The 15,809-nt window shown below is 64.3% G+C and carries 23 protein-coding genes; 8 read left to right on the forward strand and 15 right to left on the reverse strand.

Translation table 11 applies throughout. From position 1 onward, the window contains the following. The first annotated feature begins 40 nt into the window (after positions 1 to 40). Both AB4Z51_RS25650 and AB4Z51_RS25655 read left to right on the forward strand, forming a co-directional pair. Positions 41 to 214: a hypothetical protein gene (locus tag AB4Z51_RS25650; protein WP_166096372.1), complete on the forward strand. Its 174-nt coding sequence runs from the start codon at positions 41 to 43 to the stop codon at positions 212 to 214. 143 nt (positions 215 to 357) lie between these two features. Then, on the forward strand, positions 358 to 1,050 hold the full coding sequence (locus AB4Z51_RS25655; RefSeq protein ID WP_244623327.1) for a phasin family protein: 693 nt from the start codon (positions 358 to 360) through the stop codon (positions 1,048 to 1,050). Positions 1,051 to 1,281: 231 nt separating this feature from the next. On the opposite strand, the gene AB4Z51_RS25660 is transcribed toward AB4Z51_RS25655, so the two are convergent. After that, positions 1,282 to 1,479 (reverse strand): hypothetical protein, encoded by a 198-nt coding sequence (locus tag AB4Z51_RS25660; protein ID WP_014495617.1) that lies wholly within the window; start codon positions 1,477 to 1,479, stop codon positions 1,282 to 1,284. 100 nt (positions 1,480 to 1,579) lie between these two features. Next, positions 1,580 to 1,876, reverse strand: a complete 297-nt coding sequence (locus AB4Z51_RS25665; RefSeq protein ID WP_014495618.1) for a hypothetical protein — start codon at positions 1,874 to 1,876, stop codon at positions 1,580 to 1,582. Between the two features lie 490 nt (positions 1,877 to 2,366). Here AB4Z51_RS25665 and AB4Z51_RS25670 point away from each other — a divergent pair, with 490 nt between their 5' ends. Both AB4Z51_RS25670 and AB4Z51_RS25675 read left to right on the forward strand, forming a co-directional pair. After that, entirely contained in the window at positions 2,367 to 3,413 is a 1,047-nt protein-coding gene (locus AB4Z51_RS25670; RefSeq protein ID WP_135216175.1) for a hypothetical protein, read from the forward strand. Between the two features lie 215 nt (positions 3,414 to 3,628). Then, entirely contained in the window at positions 3,629 to 3,853 is a 225-nt protein-coding gene (locus tag AB4Z51_RS25675) for a GCG_CRPN prefix-to-repeats domain-containing protein (protein ID WP_371498184.1), read from the forward strand. A 68-nt stretch (positions 3,854 to 3,921) separates the two neighbouring features. On the opposite strand, the gene AB4Z51_RS25680 is transcribed toward AB4Z51_RS25675, so the two are convergent. Continuing rightward, positions 3,922 to 4,428, reverse strand: coding sequence for a hypothetical protein (locus tag AB4Z51_RS25680; protein WP_071914417.1), 507 nt, complete (start codon positions 4,426 to 4,428; stop codon positions 3,922 to 3,924). Between the two features lie 345 nt (positions 4,429 to 4,773). On the opposite strand from AB4Z51_RS25680, the gene AB4Z51_RS25685 reads away from it, so the two are divergent. Beyond that, positions 4,774 to 5,568 carry a transglycosylase SLT domain-containing protein gene (locus tag AB4Z51_RS25685; RefSeq protein ID WP_441498258.1) on the forward strand — a complete coding sequence of 265 codons (795 nt, stop codon included), beginning with the start codon at positions 4,774 to 4,776 and terminating at the stop codon, positions 5,566 to 5,568. 259 nt (positions 5,569 to 5,827) lie between these two features. On the opposite strand, the gene AB4Z51_RS25690 is transcribed toward AB4Z51_RS25685, so the two are convergent. From AB4Z51_RS25690 to AB4Z51_RS25705, 4 genes are all read right to left on the reverse strand, one after another. Further along, positions 5,828 to 6,115 carry a hypothetical protein gene (locus tag AB4Z51_RS25690; protein ID WP_063983572.1) on the reverse strand — a complete coding sequence of 96 codons (288 nt, stop codon included), beginning with the start codon at positions 6,113 to 6,115 and terminating at the stop codon, positions 5,828 to 5,830. A gap of 155 nt (positions 6,116 to 6,270) precedes the next feature. Beyond that, positions 6,271 to 6,552, reverse strand: a complete 282-nt coding sequence (locus AB4Z51_RS25695; RefSeq protein ID WP_071914421.1) for a hypothetical protein — start codon at positions 6,550 to 6,552, stop codon at positions 6,271 to 6,273. 66 nt (positions 6,553 to 6,618) lie between these two features. Next, positions 6,619 to 7,308, reverse strand: coding sequence for a cell envelope biogenesis protein TolA (locus tag AB4Z51_RS25700; RefSeq protein ID WP_135216148.1), 690 nt, complete (start codon positions 7,306 to 7,308; stop codon positions 6,619 to 6,621). Positions 7,309 to 7,560: 252 nt separating this feature from the next. Next, positions 7,561 to 8,097, reverse strand: coding sequence for a helix-turn-helix domain-containing protein (locus AB4Z51_RS25705; RefSeq protein WP_166353057.1), 537 nt, complete (start codon positions 8,095 to 8,097; stop codon positions 7,561 to 7,563). A 316-nt stretch (positions 8,098 to 8,413) separates the two neighbouring features. Here AB4Z51_RS25705 and AB4Z51_RS25710 point away from each other — a divergent pair, with 316 nt between their 5' ends. Further along, entirely contained in the window at positions 8,414 to 8,764 is a 351-nt protein-coding gene (locus tag AB4Z51_RS25710; protein ID WP_135216146.1) for a zinc ribbon domain-containing protein YjdM, read from the forward strand. A 20-nt stretch (positions 8,765 to 8,784) separates the two neighbouring features. Here the strand turns inward: AB4Z51_RS25710 and AB4Z51_RS25715 are convergent, their stop codons facing one another. The 3 genes from AB4Z51_RS25715 to AB4Z51_RS25725 form a co-directional block, all read right to left on the reverse strand. After that, on the reverse strand, positions 8,785 to 9,186 hold the full coding sequence (locus tag AB4Z51_RS25715) for a VOC family protein (protein WP_028161191.1): 402 nt from the start codon (positions 9,184 to 9,186) through the stop codon (positions 8,785 to 8,787). A 73-nt stretch (positions 9,187 to 9,259) separates the two neighbouring features. After that, on the reverse strand, positions 9,260 to 10,180 hold the full coding sequence (locus AB4Z51_RS25720; protein ID WP_135216145.1) for a DMT family transporter: 921 nt from the start codon (positions 10,178 to 10,180) through the stop codon (positions 9,260 to 9,262). Between the two features lie 76 nt (positions 10,181 to 10,256). Further along, entirely contained in the window at positions 10,257 to 10,673 is a 417-nt protein-coding gene (locus AB4Z51_RS25725) for a nuclear transport factor 2 family protein (RefSeq protein ID WP_224580735.1), read from the reverse strand. Positions 10,674 to 10,795: 122 nt separating this feature from the next. On the opposite strand from AB4Z51_RS25725, the gene AB4Z51_RS25730 reads away from it, so the two are divergent. Then, positions 10,796 to 11,377 carry a bifunctional transcriptional activator/DNA repair enzyme AdaA gene (locus AB4Z51_RS25730; RefSeq protein WP_028151760.1) on the forward strand — a complete coding sequence of 194 codons (582 nt, stop codon included), beginning with the start codon at positions 10,796 to 10,798 and terminating at the stop codon, positions 11,375 to 11,377. Positions 11,378 to 11,402: 25 nt separating this feature from the next. Here AB4Z51_RS25730 and AB4Z51_RS25735 read toward each other — a convergent pair whose 3' ends face one another. The 3 genes from AB4Z51_RS25735 to AB4Z51_RS25745 form a co-directional block, all read right to left on the reverse strand. After that, entirely contained in the window at positions 11,403 to 11,549 is a 147-nt protein-coding gene (locus AB4Z51_RS25735; protein ID WP_166096368.1) for a hypothetical protein, read from the reverse strand. Between the two features lie 283 nt (positions 11,550 to 11,832). Further along, the gene (locus tag AB4Z51_RS25740; RefSeq protein ID WP_028161188.1) at positions 11,833 to 12,087 is read right to left on the reverse strand and encodes a hypothetical protein; all 255 of its coding nucleotides are present in this window, start codon (positions 12,085 to 12,087) and stop codon (positions 11,833 to 11,835) included. 207 nt (positions 12,088 to 12,294) lie between these two features. After that, the gene (locus AB4Z51_RS25745; RefSeq protein ID WP_166105775.1) at positions 12,295 to 12,459 is read right to left on the reverse strand and encodes a Flp family type IVb pilin; all 165 of its coding nucleotides are present in this window, start codon (positions 12,457 to 12,459) and stop codon (positions 12,295 to 12,297) included. A gap of 307 nt (positions 12,460 to 12,766) precedes the next feature. On the opposite strand from AB4Z51_RS25745, the gene AB4Z51_RS25750 reads away from it, so the two are divergent. After that, a complete protein-coding gene (locus AB4Z51_RS25750; RefSeq protein WP_135216143.1) occupies positions 12,767 to 14,089 on the forward strand; it encodes a hypothetical protein in 1,323 nt (440 codons plus the stop codon). Between the two features lie 5 nt (positions 14,090 to 14,094). Here the strand turns inward: AB4Z51_RS25750 and pdxY are convergent, their stop codons facing one another. Then, complete coding sequence (gene pdxY, locus AB4Z51_RS25755; RefSeq protein ID WP_135216142.1) at positions 14,095 to 14,913, reverse strand: pyridoxal kinase; 819 nt, start codon at positions 14,911 to 14,913, stop codon at positions 14,095 to 14,097. A 153-nt stretch (positions 14,914 to 15,066) separates the two neighbouring features. Further along, positions 15,067 to 15,711, reverse strand: coding sequence for an FMN-binding negative transcriptional regulator (locus AB4Z51_RS25760; RefSeq protein ID WP_135216141.1), 645 nt, complete (start codon positions 15,709 to 15,711; stop codon positions 15,067 to 15,069). Positions 15,712 to 15,809 lie beyond the last annotated feature (98 nt).

The following is a 15,809-nucleotide window of genomic DNA, read 5'->3' on the forward strand; positions in this document are numbered from 1 at the left end:
AAGGCGTGATGAGCAAGCGTGGCCCGCAGGAAGGACCGCCATGAACGGCAATCGCTACTACGGGGTTCGGGTCGAGGGCGCCAAATACGGCGTGGGTTTTGGCTCCGCACTCGCCATCGCAATCTCCTACACCAACAATCATTCGATCCTGTGGGCGATCATCCACGGCATCTTGGGCTGGCTCTACGTGGTCTATGTCGCCCTGTTCGGGTGACGACGAACGCGCGAGGACCAGGACGCCCGTCATTGCGAGCCACCGGGTCCGCGCGGAGCGCGGCCCGATGACAGGCTCTGCGAAGCAGTCCAGGCCGTCACCCGCGAATTGCGCCTGGCCGGTGCCCGGCAAAATCTCACCACATGGCCGCCACGCAAGCGACAACCCACAATCGCGATTTCAGCGCAAACACGACGGAGGCTTGCGGCTTCAGCGATATTCAGGAGTTATTTGCAATGTTGAGTGCGGGCGAAAATAAGACAACGGGAAAATCCGGCCGKCGCGGCGCGAAGAAGAAGGCCGGGCAACGGACCAGGGCCGGCGAGCAACACGCAACTGCGGCCCATCAATTGCCGGATGCCTCGGCGGAGATCAGCCAAGAGAACAAGCAAGAGAGCACCCAAGAGAACAGGCAAGAGGCCGAGCAAGAGATAAGGCAAGAGACGAGCCGAGAGATCAGTGCTCAGGTACCCTCGGCTGCAGCCTTGCCAGGCGAGGCTTCCGGGATGGAGATCGCTGCAAGCGCGCCCGTCGCACCGGTGGAACCCTCCCAGGCCAGCCCGCAGGCGATTGCCGATGCCTATAGCGACTACACGAGGACGTCGCTTGAGCACGCCTGGAACTTCCTGGGAAAGCTCGCGGCGGCGCGCTCACCCGTCGAGGCCTTTGAGCTTCAGATGGAGTACGCGAAACAGGTGTGCGGATCGTTGATCGCCGAATCCCAGAAGATCGCCGAGTTGCATGGACAATTGACCAGACAAAGGGTCATGCATTTTGAGGGGTTCGTGGCCAAGCTCACCCAGACGACGCTCGAAATTCGCGCGACACGTCACTAACGACAACTGCGTATTCCGACACAGCGGGGGGGGGAGCGAGCGTAGCCCGGATGGAGCGACTTGTCCGCCGTAGCTCGAAGAGCGAAGGCGGAAGCGAAATCCGGGCTACCTGCCGCGGTCTCGGCATCGGCTAACGCATGATCCGGAAAAGTGCGAAGCGGTTTTCCGAAAAGATCATGCTCAAACAACAACCTAAAGCGCGATGACGATTCATCTCAATCTCATCGCGCTTTAGCCAGTTGTCTTGGCCCGCTGCACTTCGTGCGGGTGACGACGATCGCCACGCCGGTTTGACTTGCGAACGTAGGTGACGAGTGCCTCGGGGTTCTCGAGCTTGATCTTCAGCGCCGCGACCAATGCGTCCTCGGCTTCGATCGTGAGCACCTTGGCACGCACCCCGAGCTTCAACCCGACAGTATATGACGTCATGGCAGACTCCACGGGTCCAGGCTTCCACCGTACCTCAATCGGCGTCTCTTCGGAACAGCCCTGCTCAACACATCCCCTTTCGCCGCCGAATAAAGCCGGATCACGACCGCTCTATCAGGATCGGTGAACCGAGCTCTTCGAAATGAAAGAGCTGAAAGACCCGCTGGCCGTTGAAGTCGAGCACTCTCAAATCATCGGTCTCGTGCAGATTGCTTTCGACCGCGTGAAAGTGCCCGCCGTAGCGCTCTCTGGCGAGCGACAAGGGAACCTCGAACGCGACGAACTTGCCGATACCTTTTTGCCTGAGCACCCCTAGGAGCTTCTGGTCGTCCAGGGACTGGTGCGAGGTGAGAATGAGCAGCGGACCGCTCGCCGTGAGCAGCAGAAGCGATTTCATTGGATCCTCCTTTGCGCCCCTCCCTACCTGATCTTCGCCAGGACTCCTTCAGGCGCTCCAGCTCCGTACGAACCTGCGCCTCCATGGCGTCTTGCAATGCGAGTATGCCCCTGCTGGACAATTCTGCGGAGGCCTTTCTGTCCAGATTCTGCTTCCAATCCCGGATGGCTTGCTTGGTGGCCTTTTGGGCCTCCGACGTCGTCTTAACGTACTCCTTCATGCAGGCGTCGGCCATTGAGCATGTCTGGCACTCCCGGGCCGCGGCCGGACCTGAAAGAAGCAGGGCGAGTGTCGCGGTAGAGACCCTCATGGCGCTTCCTCCCGCGATAGCACAGCACGTCGCAGGGATGCCCCGGGGGGAGCAGCGCCCGGCTGCTTCAGCAACCGTAGCCCGCCATAATTTCTCCTTCGCACGCGCGTTGTGTTGGACAACGGTGAGGCCTATCCTTCCGACGTTCGGACTGCCGCACTCCCATTGACGCCCGACTGGATGGAGCGCGCATCGGTGCCTGAAGCGAACGACCCCAAGCCTGATACCGACAAGCCTGAGGCCCAAAAGCCTGAGGCCGCCAAGCCGGACGAGGTGCGCGCCGATGGCGGGCTGGCGCGGGCCTATGACCAGATCAAGAGCGCAGAGCAGGACCTTGCGCGGCTGGACCGGCTGGTTTCCGGAATGGAACGCGGCAACGAAGTCCCGCGGGCCTCGCAGGCCAGCGCCGGTGCGAAGGCAGCCGAGGCTCCCAGGGACAAGGCGCCGGCACCGGTTAGCAAGGTGGGCAATCAAGGCCTGAAGGGAGATCGGACCATGCTGCGTGCCCTGGTTGGCCTCGTGCTGGCGATCGGCCTTCTCGGCGCCGCCTTCGCTTCGCAATATCGCGATGAGGCCAAGTCGATGACCAGGTCCATCATGGCGCGATGGGCTCCGCCGGCCGCGAGCGAACCCGCGCGAGCGTCCGTGGTCGAAAGTCCGGCGCAACCGCCGGCCGTGCAACTGGCTGCTGCGGATGGGCCCAGTCCGGTGCCCGCGCCGCCGCTCGGCAAGGAAACGGAAAGCGCTCCAAGAACTGACGCTCCAAGAGCTGAGGCTCCAAAACCTGACGCTGCAAGACCTGACGCGCCAAGAACCGGCGCCACGGCGCCTGATCCGTCATCGTCCGATCTCGCGCAATCGCTCAAGACCATCACCAGCGAGCTTGCGAGCATCAACGGAAAGCTCGAGCAACTGAAAAGCCGCAACGAGCAGACGCTGCGCGAGCAGGCCGACACCATTCAACAGCTCAAGGCGGCGCAGGAGAAGGATGCCGCGGACAATGCGCGCCTCGCCGCACAGGTCCAGGCGCTGCAAACGCAACTGACGACGTCAGCCGCGCCTGCACCCGCGAAACCGGTCGTGCGGAGCGCGACGAGCAACGAGACGGCTGCGCCTGCACGGCCGCACGTGCAAGCGACCGCCCCCCGGCGGCCCAGGCCACCGCCGCCGCGAGGACGCTGGATGCCCCCGCCCTATATGGCCGACCCCTACGATCCGGATTGGTAAGCCGTCAGCGTTCTCGGCCAAGAGGCTTGGTGCCAAGAGCCTTGGTGCCAAGAACCTTGGTGCCAAGAACCTTGGTGCCAAGAACCTTGGTGCTATGCTGCGCGGTGATCGGCCGGCAGGCCCTCGGCCAGATCTGTGCGACGTCACGACGGGCCTCGGCATGAAGGAGCAAGCCCATGACCAGGCACCTTTCACGCATCCTGTTGACCCCAATGATGCTTCTGTTTGCAGTCTGCGCGGCCAGCGCCGCAGACGGCTGCGGCACCGGTTGCCACGCCACCGTTTCCGGCGCGTGCGTGGTCGATGGCTGGGCAACGGGTGCGCGGGTCTGGAATCAATGTCCGGCCACGTCGCGTGCGCGTCCGCCTTGCGGCGGTTCGGATTACGTCTGGGACTCTCGCAAACGGGCTTGTTTCCCGTCGACGCGCGATTGGCTTTGAAGCTCAGCCCGCAGAATGGGGGCGCGCGAGCGCTCACCCCATCCTGCGAACGACGCTCTACGCCCGCCTCACCGTACCTCGCACACCGACACCTTGGCTTCGATCCCGGTCGGCTCGAGCTCTTCCGTCGCAAGCTCCTCGCTGCAGTACTCGCCGACCGAGACGTCCTTCATCCTGCGCTTGACCTGCTCGCACGTCTTGCGGACGTCTTCCGTGAAGAGCGCGCATTCCTCGATGCGTTTGAAGATCTTCCGCCCCTCGTCGCGATACCCCGCTGCCGTCTCGCGCATGAAGGCGATCGCATCATGGACCTGGGCTGTCAGCGCCTCGCATTTTCGCGCGGCATCGATCAGCTCGGCGCCCATGGCCTCGATCTCCTTTGCAGCGGACTCATAGTCACGAATGACCGCCTCAGCACTGAGCGCGCCCACGCGCGTGACCCCCTCGGTGTGCTCGACGTAATCGGGCAGCGCAATTGAAGCAATCGAGCTTCCCGTGCGCACCGATGCAATGTCCGCCTCGAGCTGGACCAGGTTTACGCCTTCACGTCTGCGCAATTGTTCGACACTTGCCATGATTGACCCTCCCAATACGCTCCCCGTACCCCAAACGGCGCTGAGTGTATTACGTGGATAAGCGACCTTCTAATCAGATATGTCGTTGACAGTCGCAGTTTTGCCATTTTTGTGCAGTTTCCGCCCCGGCACGCAGCGATGATGGATGTCATCAGCGCTCAACCTCTCATAGTTGCGGTTCGAATTGCGGTGACGGTGCACCCAACTCTCGGAGGACAGGGACGAATCGTTGCAGTGATACCCCACACGATCCATAGGATGGGTGGAGCGAGTCGATCCCCATCGACCCCGTCAGGTGATGGATTTCGCAAAGCCTCAACTCATCCACGCGCTCCCACCAGACCCATGCCACGAAAAAGCAAACGCCTCCTCCCCCGCCTTCGCAGCGTCCGGCGAGGCGCCCGGTGGATGCGAAAGAGGTTCGCGCGCGCACCGCGGATGGTTCGGATCGCAGGCAGCGTGGCGATCCTGCTTGCGGTCGCAGCCCTTCTGAACATCGTCTATCACGTCATCCGCAAGCCGACCGAGCTGTTCGTCTTCGTCGGCAACGCGCTCGACAAGGAGCCGGCCGAGAACTGGCGGCAATACGGGCCGCTCTTTCGCGCCTATTCCACCGCGACGATCACGCCCGAATTGCTGGCCGCGCTGGCGCAGGTCGAGAGTTCGGGCAATCCGGTGGCGCGCACCTACTGGCGCTGGCGATTGAGCCTCAATCCGCTCGCAATCTACCGGCCCGCCTCCAGCGCCGTCGGCCTCTACCAGATGACCGATCCGGCTTTCGCCGACGCCGCACGGTTCTGTGTCCGCGGCAACGCGGTTACGGAGACTGGTTGCGGGTTCACGGGCCTCTATACCCGCGCGATCCCGAGCCACGCCATCGAGCTTGCATCGGTGTACCTGGACCGCAACGTGGCTGACGTTCTCGCCCGCGCGGGCGATGTGAAGGCAAGCCGCGAGCAGAAGCAGGATCTGGCCGCCTTCATCCATCTCTGCGGCGCAGGCCCCGCCACAGCCTACGCGCGCCGCAAGTTTCAGATGATCGCCGACGAACGCTGCGGCGATCACTCGGTTGCAAGCTATATCGCCAGGGTCAACGCGATGAAGCGGCAGTTCCTGCGACTATCGGCGGATGACCCGTAGGGTGGGTTTGCCTGCAGCGCGAAGCGCAGTGCATCAGCCTAGACATTCATTGTCGCGAGGGCGCGCGCTTCAGCGGGCTGGCCGGCGCTTTGAGGCGCGTTGATATCCTTCCAACACTCATCGCTTTCCCAACGCGCGCTTATGCGAGGCTTGCCGCGAAGAAGGCGCAACCAGTGCCTTGCCAGCCACGAATATCATGCGTTTTGGCAAAGGCTCAACCCGTCCCTATATGCGGGTGCTTTCCGCCGCGCGCTTCGCCCTACCTGATCTTCGCCAGGCACTCCTTCAGCCGCTCCAGCTCGGAACGAACCTGCGCCTCCATCGCGTCCTGCAATGCGAGTATGCCCCTGCTGGACAATTCGGCGGAGGCCTTTCGGTCCAGATTCTGCTTCCAGTCCCGGATTGCTTGCTTCGTGGCCCTTTGGGCCTCCAACGTTGCCTTAGAGTACTCCTTCATGCAGGCGTCGGCCATTGAGCATGTCTGGCACTCCTGGGCGGCGGCCGGGCTTGAAAGAAGCAGGGCGAGTATCGCGGTAGGGACTCTCATGCTGATTCCTCCCGCCCAGGAGCATAGCACGTCTCGGGGATGCCTCGAGGAGCAGCGCGCAGGATGGGTGGAGCGCTTGCGAAACCCATCGTGCCGCGACAGCTATCGATGGGCTTCGCTTCTCGTCTATTCCGCTCCGCGTCCGTCGATGGCCTTTACCACCAGTACGGCCACCGCCATCCCTCATAGCGGACCCATGACGACACATAGGGCGGGCCGTTCGGATCGACCCGGTCGTCTTCAGGGCGATAACGATATCGTGGAACAATGTAGTAATCCCACGGCGTCGGCCTGAGCACGGGCGCCGTGACGATAAGCCTCTGCTGTGGTTCGCGAACCACTTGGGCCTTCCGCGTCCGGGCCTCAGCGCCCGATATCCCGAGGTTGCACAGCACCAGGGCCGTTCCGAGCGCACACGCGGCGGTGATGATCTTCATGCGTTGGTCTCCTTCCCTGGAAGAGTGCAAAAGGACGCAAGGCAAGGCAAGCTAAATTCGCTCGCGCTACGTGCGCGCGCGGCGCAGAGCCTCCTCCAGCTTTTTCCTTTGCTTGTCCCACCGGCCCTGCTCGGCCTCGGCGCGTTCGTCGAGCGCGGCACGCTCGGCTTCGATCGCCTCCGCCTTCGCGGCGTGCTCCCGCCTCGCCGCGTCCAGCGCCGCCTGGGCCATGGCGACCGCCTTGTCGCGGCGCGCGCGCTCCTTGGCGAGGGCGACCTCTTCCTTGCGTCGCTCGGCGTCTCGCCGCCGCTCTTCCTTCTCGAACGCCGCGGCGGCTTTGCGCGCGTCTTGATCGTCAATCTTGCGTGACTGTTTTGTTACGCCCTCGGCCGGACGCTGCTTCGACTTGGATTTGGACTCGGGCTTGGACTTGGAGTTGGGTTTGGGTTTTCGCTTGGCCTCATCGTCGGCGAGATCGGTCGGCAGCGCGGCGCTCTCGGTGAACGGGCCGCCGGAGCCGACCGGGCGCCGGAGCACGACGCCCGGGCTTGCCATGGTCGCCGCGACGATGTCGGGGTCGTCGGTCTCCTTCGCGGCGCCCTGATGGAAGAGGTTGGAGCTGGCGCCCCAGGCCTCCAGCGCCGCCTTCATCGAGGGTGCGGCGACCGCCTGGTCGTAGAAGCCGAGCGAGGTCTGGTAGGTCTTCAGTTTTCTTTGCGGTTTTCTTGTCGCTTCGCTTTTCGGTTTTTTCGGCATGTCGCCCCGCGGCCCCGGCGACGCACCTGTCCGTCGCACCGGCGCCACCATGCCATAGTGCCCCTGTTTCGCCCGACGAGTCAAATTTTATTCGGGATCACCGAAATCGATGCGAGGCAAGCAACGACCGGGATTGCCGACGGAGCAGCACAATATTCGGTCCCGCAGACCCCTGAAATCACGCGAGTTTTCTACGGTGCGTGGGGTTGTTTTCGACATTTTTGTTGGCCGCGCAGTTCCGCGAGTGTCTCCCTACGCCGCGTCGACGTCCTCAGGCGCCGGACCTGCCACGAGCCCGTCGAGGCCGACCATCAGCAAATCGGCAATGTGCATCAGCTGGTAGAGCGGAATGTCGGCCTCGCCGTTTTCGGCCAGCGCCAGGAAGGCGGGCGTGACGCCGATGCGCTCGGCGAGCTGGACTTCGGTGTAGCCGCGGGTCTCGCGCGCCGCTCTGACGCGCGCACCGATCCCGAGCCGATGCCGGGACTGCTCGTCCGCGGTCATCATGACGGCCTGCTCGTCCGGGCTCGCATAACCCTCGGCGAACGCGGTGCCGATCAGTCTGCCCTTGCGCCAGGCGACGCGGCAGTCCTTGCGCAATCCGCTGCTGAAGACCAACGTGAACTGCTCGGCGACCCAGAGCGACGAGTTGAGCTGCAGGCGGGCGCCGGTGCCGGAGACATCGCGGATCGTGCAGGGCACGCTGATGAGRCTGCCGGTGCCGTTGTCGAACTCGACAATCCCGGTTCGCAACGTCTGATGTCTGGCAGCGGCACGATGCTCGCTCATGACCTGGACTCCCAAAGCTTGCGGCAGCGTCGAACGGCGGATCCGACGTATCCGTATGATCAGGACATGGATACCGCGGAATTTTTCCCGAACTCCTAAGGCTCCGGCACTTCAACCGGGACCGGACGCCATGGTAAAGGATTTGCTCCCAATCCATCTTTTCCGGCGGAATGCGTGCGGCGCGCCCGTGAGAGCGTTTTCGAGCGAAGTGGATACCGGTTCGCGTAAAGAAAACGCGCCAAAACAAAAACCTGGAGCCTTTCCCGTTCCGATTCCATCGGAACGGGAAAGGCTCTAGGGGGTGACGAGGCAAGCAATGACCGAATCGATGAAATGCCCGAACTGTAAGTCGGAGCACGCCTATCAGGACCGCGATCTCTGGGTCTGTCCGGAATGCGCCCATGAATGGCGCGCTGGGGGCGATGCGGCCGCGCCGGCTCCGCAGGAGGCCGGGGTGCGCGATGCGCATGGCAATGCGCTCGCCGATGGCGACAGCGTCATCGTGATGAAGGACCTCAAGGTCAAGGGGTCGTCGTCGGTCGTCAAGGGCGGCACGAAGGTCAGGAACATCCGCCTCCAGGACGCCACCGACGGCCACAACATCGCCTGCAAGATCGACGGCATCGGCGCGATGAATTTGAAATCGGAGTTCGTGAAGAAGGCCTGAGCCGCCCGCGTCCGCTCGCGCTATTCCTCCAGCAGCGCGTCATACCCCTTCGCGCTGAACGCCAGAAGACAAAACCCGTGCCCGAACGGATCGGCCAGCATGGCGATCCGGCCATAGGGCGCATCGCACGCGGGCGCCTCGAGGATCGCACCGGCGGCAAGTGCGCGCGCGACGGCGGCATCGACGTCGTCAACGACGACGTCGATATGCAGCGGCGTCCAGTGCCGCTCGTAGCGGCGGCGGTCGCTGCCCGCGCCCGGTGTGCCGGCCTGCTTGGTCAGAAGATACAGCGGCGCGGGCCAGCCCAGCAGCTCGACGAAGTCGGTGCCGAAGCGGCGGCCGACCGTGAGGCCGAAGGCGGCGGTGTAGAAGGTGGTCGCTTGCGCTGCGTCGGGAACGTCGATGTTGAGCAGGATGGTCATGACGGGCAGCGTAACCCGGACGGAGCGGACGCATAATCCGGAATCTTGCCGCACCTCCGGTCGCGCTATGCGATCACCGCTGCCGCTGCGCCAGATAGAACCCGCACAGCACCGTGACCAGACCCGCCACCTGCAACATCGTCGGCGGCTCGCCGAGCAGCAGCCAACCGACCAGGAGCGTCAGCGCCGGCACGCAGGCCGGGATCACGGCGGCGCGGGCGACGCCGAGGCGCTGGACCGAGACGGCGAACAGATAAAGCGCGGCGGGGCCGGCGAGCACGCCCTGCGCCAGCGCCTGAATGGCATTCTCGGTCACACCGATCGCCGCGACATGGGCGAGACCGACGGTGGCGAGATAGATCGGCAACAGCAGCAGCGACAGCACGTTGATGACGAGCGCGGCCGACACGGCGGAGACGCGCCAGTGCCGCAGCAGCGCGCCAAAACCGGCGAACATGAATCCGGTGAGCACGAAGGTCAGATCGCCGAGCACACCATCAGACCCGATATGGCCGATCGATTCCGCGCCGATCACGCAGAGGCCGCCGACGATGACCAGGGCGCCGGCAAGGCGCGACGCGGAGATGTGCTCCTTCAGCACGACTGCCGCGAGCAGGAGGCCGCCGAGCGTCGCGCAGGAGGGCTGGATCACGCTGCCGTGGCCGAGCGGCACGAACAGGAATCCAGTGTAGGAGATCAGCGACATCACGGGACCGCCGAGCACCATCAGCACAAGGCCCCTGCCCCAGCCGATGCCGCAGAGATCACCGATGCCGGCGCGCGCGACCAGCGGCAGGAACGCGATGCCCGACCAGACATAGCGATGCACGAGCAGATCGACCGGGGTGAAACCGACCTTGAGGCCGTGCCGCGTGCCGGCAAAGCCCAGCGCCCAGAACAGCGCAGCCGACAGGCCGCAGATGACGCCGAGTAACGCCGGCGCCGCATCGTTCTTCTGAATGAGAGCGTCAGCGCCGCTCGTTCGCTGATCCATCGACAAGCCTTATGTCAGCGCGTGAGCCGCCTCAACCCACGCCGTTGCAGGTCTGGCACGCAGCGTAGCCCAACCATCATGCCTCCTCGCCGAACACCATCTGCCATCCGTTGCGCGTGTCCATGTATTCCCGCACTTCGCGAATACGGTCCCCGGCCACCGTGAACACGAAGCAATAGTCGTTCTCGTAGGGCTTGCCGCCCGCAAGCGTGGCACGCATCCGCTCCTCCACGATCACGACATCGCCGTCGGCGTAGACGCCGCGGAAGGCGATATCGATCTCGGAAAACATCCTGTGCATCTCCTGCGCGATGAAGCGCGCGATCGCTTGCGCGCCCACCATGTGATCGGTGTGATCGAGCGCGACGGCGGTGGCGTTGCCCTTCGGCGCGATCCATTCGGCATCGTCGGTGAACAGTGCGGCGATGCGGCCGGCATCGCGCGACGAGAAGGTCTTCCAGGCGTTGAGAACGATGTCTTTCGGGCTGGTCACGGCGCGCTCCAGAACTGGCATTGAGGGGGCTTGCATCGAGGGCCGCCTTCTAGGCCACCATGCGCGTTGCGGCTCGCCACAATCGGACTCGGTCATCCCGCGGCCCTTCCGCCCGCGCGGGCATGCGCTATCATCCGGCCATGCTGAGTTTTGACGACTGCAACGCCGCGCGCCTGCGCAGGGATCCCCGCTATGACGGCCGCTTCTTCACCGCAGTGAAGACCACGGGCATCTATTGCCGCCCGGTCTGTCCGGCCAAGCAGCCGCTGACGCGCAACGTCGTCTATTACCCCACGGCGGCCGCGGCCGAAGCCTCGGGATTCCGGCCCTGCCTGCGCTGCCGTCCCGAAACCGCGCCGTTCTGCCCGGCCTGGAACGGCACGCGTTCGACGGTCGCGCGCGCGGTGAAGCTGATCAACGAGGGCGCGCTCGATGAAGATTCGGTGGTGACGCTCGCGATGCGGCTCGGCATCTCCTCGCGTCACCTGGCGCGCTTGTTCGAGCGCCATGTCGGCGCGACGCCGCAGCAGCTTGCCAAGACGCTGCGCGTCCAGCGCGCAAAACGCCTGCTCGATGCTGGTGAACACACCATGACCGACATCGCGTTTCAGGCCGGCTTCGGCAGCTTGCGCAGATTCAACGCCGCGTTCGCCGAGCTCTATGGAAGATCGCCGTCCAGCCTGCGCTCATCGAAGCATGCGTAGCCCGCATCGAGCTGCGCAAGTTCGCTCAGAAAAATCCGGGGCTGAGATCGAGCCCATAGGTCAGGCTCAGCACGAACACGAACAGCGCGGCGGCTGCGAACAATGCAATATGTCTGAGAATAAACGCGCGCGGCGAGGTGGTGGCAATAACTGCTTTTTGCGCAACGGGCATGACGGCTCCATTATGAAAACGGTTTTTGGCCGCCACTAAGCGGCGCCCGCATCAGGCGCCGCGATCTGCAAAGCAACTATTAAAGAGATCACACTCGTCTTGAACGGCCGTCCACAATCGGCGCGCGACGGCGGTTTTTCTTGCCGCGACTTTCTCAACCCGCGCACGGCCGCGCCAGAACGTGGCTCGCTTCTCAAAAAAAAGACCGCGCTCCTGAAAGGGAACGCGGTCCATGCAGGCTCGGGAGGAGACGAGCCTGTTTCATGTCTTCAAGCGATTGAGATCAGCGGGCCGTGCCCGTCGTGACGTCCGCGGTCTTGACCTTGCGCGGCGTCAGCACGCGGGCCTGGTGGACCGAAGCGACCGTGGTCGGCACGGTTGCCTGCTGCTCGACATGCGCGGCACCAAGCACGCGCACCTGCAGGGGGGAGACCGGGAAACCGTTGGCCTCATAGGTCGGCAGCTCGGCGGCGAAGGCCGCAGTGCTGCCCGCGATCGTCAGGATGGCGGCGGCGATCGACAGAGTCTTCTTGTTCATTGGTGATGCTCCTGAGTGGAAGGTTCGGAGCACATTTAAGCGCGTTTTGCTGCATTGCGACATGCTCTGTTGCATTGCAACAGCGCGCCCTCTGCATGGCAATATGTTTAATGCGCACAAGCGCTTGGTCGAATCCCCGCCGGACGCGACATGACGCTTTTATGGGCGGCGGTCAGGCACCGAGCACATGCCCCGCGTCCACGCGGCTTATTTCAACGCCGTCGCCAGCGATTGCAGCTTTGCGACGAGATTGGTGCCGAGCGCATAGATGATCTCGATGATCGCCAGCGCGATACCGGCTGCAATCAGACCGTATTCGATCGCGGTGGCGCCGGATTCATCGGCGGCAAATTCGATCAACAAGCATTTCAATTTCACAACTCGCATCCTTCCAACTCTACCGCACGTTGCCGGCACGGGAGAGATACCAAGTCGCAATCCAAGATTGAGTAAATTCAATCCCTTCAATTTGATGACAATGAATGGCTGCCGCTTTTCAGCCACTTGCCGCCCCTGAAACCGCAGGGAATTCGCGTTGCGCCTCTGCAACACCCGCCCGAAAAGACCCATTTCGCCCATTTGCGCCATTGCGCCGCCACACCATCCTCCGAACAATTGACGCGTCGCGTGCCTGGCTGTGCAAGATTGGTTCGAACAGAACCGTTTGGAGGCAGGGATCATGAATGATCGGCGGTCTCTTCTGGTGGCGGTCTCGTGCCCCTCGGCCGTTCTCGCCGGCTGGCTGGTGCTCTCCCTGTCCGCCTGCGCTCCGGCCCTCATCGAGAAAAGCAGCGCCAATGCTGCCGCCGTGTCGCGCGCGAAAGATCTTGGCCGGCTCGAGCTCGCCGACGTCCCGCATGCCGCGGCCATCGAGGATGGCATCGCCCTGACCGCCGATATCGCGGCCGCTGTCGCTGCGACGCCGAATCCGGATCCGGCCCCCGAGGCCGCAACAGCCGAGACGCCCGCCGCCGTCATCAAGCTCGCCTCGGCCGATCCGGCCCTGATCTTGCCGGCGGAAGCGCCGCCGGCGCTACAGATTTCGCCTGGACCGGCGCCCGTCCTCAGCGAGGCTGCACCAGCAGAGGCCGCACCGGCGCCGGAGCCCGTGGTCAAACTCGCCTCCGCCGATCCCACCGAGATCGTGACGACAGATGAGCTGTCGCCCGCGGCGATCGCGACCGGCCCAGCGCCTGCCGCGAGCAAGCCGTCGCCGCCGGCCGACACCGTCGCCGTGCTCGATGAGTGCTTTGTAATGGACGCCTGCATCGACCGCTATCTGTGGACGCTCTATCAGCGCACCGCGAAGGAGGATTCGATCAAGGTCGAGGACCGCCGCCCCGTCACCATCAAGCGCAGGGGCAAGATGGTCACGGTGATGCGCAGCTTCACAAAGCTGGTCGATCAGGATTTTGGCTGGAAGGATCCGAAAGCGGCCGATCGCGCCAGCATGCCGATGATGGATTACGTCATCGGCGGCATGGACAAGAGCTTCAAGCGAAAGCTGTTTCGCATGCTGCTCGCAGCCGAGGCCGCCGGCCTGTCGCCGGGCATCACCAGCGCGTTCCGCGACGACTACCGCCAGTCGATCGCGAGCGGCCTGAAGGCCGCCTCCGACCGCTCCTATCATGGCGGCAGCACGCGCGGTGGCTACGGCCACGGCATGGCGGCCGACATCGTCAGCACCCAGGGCAACAACCGCGCGCAGCGCTGGGTCTCGACCGAAATCCTGTGGAAGTGGGTTGACGCCAACGGCAAGGCATTCGGCATTGGCCGGCCCTATCTCGGCCGCGATCCGCCGCATGTCGGCCCGGTCGACGGCCAGGAATACATCTCGAAGCGTGGCACGGGAGATCGCAAGGAAGCGACCAACGTGAGGTCCAAGAAGGTGATGCGGGCCGCGGCCCACGCAAAGCTGCGAAAGACACACGCCGCGCGCGAGCAGAAGAGTTTGGCCAAGCCGCAGAAGTCGGCGCAATCGGCCGGCAAGCGCGCGACCTGACCCTGTTACGGCTTCCGCCCGGGGATCGGCAGCGGTACGAGGCGCATCTCGGCGGTGCCTGCGTCTTGCGTGCGCACCAGCACCGCAAAGATGGTTTCGACCGCAAGCCGCACCGCCGCCTGCATCGCCTTGCCCTTGGCCAGATGCGCCGCAATCAGGCCGGTAAGGAGATCGCCGGTGCCTGAGGGGCGGATCGGCAACCGCGGCGTCGCAAAGCGCGACAGCTGGCCGTCGGCGCACAGGATCGTCTCCACCTGCCCTTCTGCCGTGTCGGCGAGCGTGCAGCCAGTAGCGACGACATCGATGCGACGTTGCCCCGCCAGCGCCGCGCAGGCCGTGCGCAGGCTCTGAGTGTCCGCGATCGTGACGCCCGACAGCAGCTCGAGCTCGAACTGGTTCGGCGTGGTCAGGTTGGCGGCCGGCAGCAGCCGGTGCTGCACCACGTCCAGAATGCCGTCGGCAACATAGACGCGGCCGTCATCGCCGATCACGGGATCGCAGAGATAGACCAGCTTCGAATTCCGCGTCAGCGCCCGCTCGACGAAGTCGGCGGTCACAGCCGCGTTGCCAGGCGAGCCGAGATAGCCGGTGACGAGCACCGCGGCCTCATCGACGAGGTCGCGCTCCTCGACGCCTTTGAGGAGATCGGCGACGAGCTCGGTCTCCAGCACCCGCCCGCGCAACGTCGGATAACGCGGATGGTTCGACAGCAGCGTCGTCGGCACCGCCGCGACGTTCACGCCCTCCGCCTGCATGGCAAAGGCCGCCGCGCTGTTGCCGACATGGCCGTGAACCACCTGGCTTTGAATGGAGATGACGAGCATTGAGAGGTCCGTAGGGTCAAATACTGGATGACGCAAGGTAGCCCGGATCGAGCGAAGCGTAAGCCGGGGTCTGAGATTCCAGCATGATTCCCGGATTGCGCGGAGCCTGTCATCGGGCGGCCGCTTCGCGCCGACCCGTTGGCTCCATCCGGGCTACGGGACAACGCCATACCCCAGCCCCGGCCGCAGCGCCTGCATCTTCCGCGCCAGCCGCCGGTGCCCCGTCTCCTCCGACCGCGCCAGCCGGTCGGCGACCGCGATATGGTCCGCATCGCTCTTGTGCTGATTGAGCTTGGCCTGCCCCTCGACGGTGTCGACCACGAGATCGACGACCCGGATCGCAGCCAGCATGCTCTCGCGCTTGCCCGGCTCCATTTGCGCGAGGTCCCAGGGCTGCTTCGGCAACCGTGCCTCGGACACCGCAAGCAGCGCATCGCCATGCCCGCGGTTCTCGTCCAGTTCGCGCAGATGCGCCACGCCCGACAGGTGCACGGCCTCGTAGAGCCAGGTCGAGACATTGTCGCGCGAAGAGTACCAGTCGTTGGAGATGTAGGCGTCGTCGCCGGCAACGATCAGCAGGAAGCGCCGCGTGCCGTCTGCGAGCGACACGAGCGGATTCTTGGCGGTGAAATGGATCTGCACGATCACCTGCCCGTTGCGCTCGACCARCACGAACGGCACATGCGAGGCCCGCGGACCGTGCTCGTCCGCCGCGACGATCATGCCGAAGCCGCGTTGCCCGGCAAATTCCAGCGCACGCTGCTCCTCGATGCGAAACTGGGGGCGAAGCACATGCATGGCACGGGTCTCAATGGCTCGAATAGGGAATGGCGAGCGAAGGCTAACCCACCAGCCGGCAAGATCTGAAGAATAATCGGCCCGCAAACGCCGATGTC

It is taken from the genome of Bradyrhizobium sp. 2TAF36, from assembly GCF_052114925.1.
GTDB classification, from domain to species: Bacteria; Pseudomonadota; Alphaproteobacteria; order Rhizobiales; family Xanthobacteraceae; genus Bradyrhizobium; species Bradyrhizobium barranii.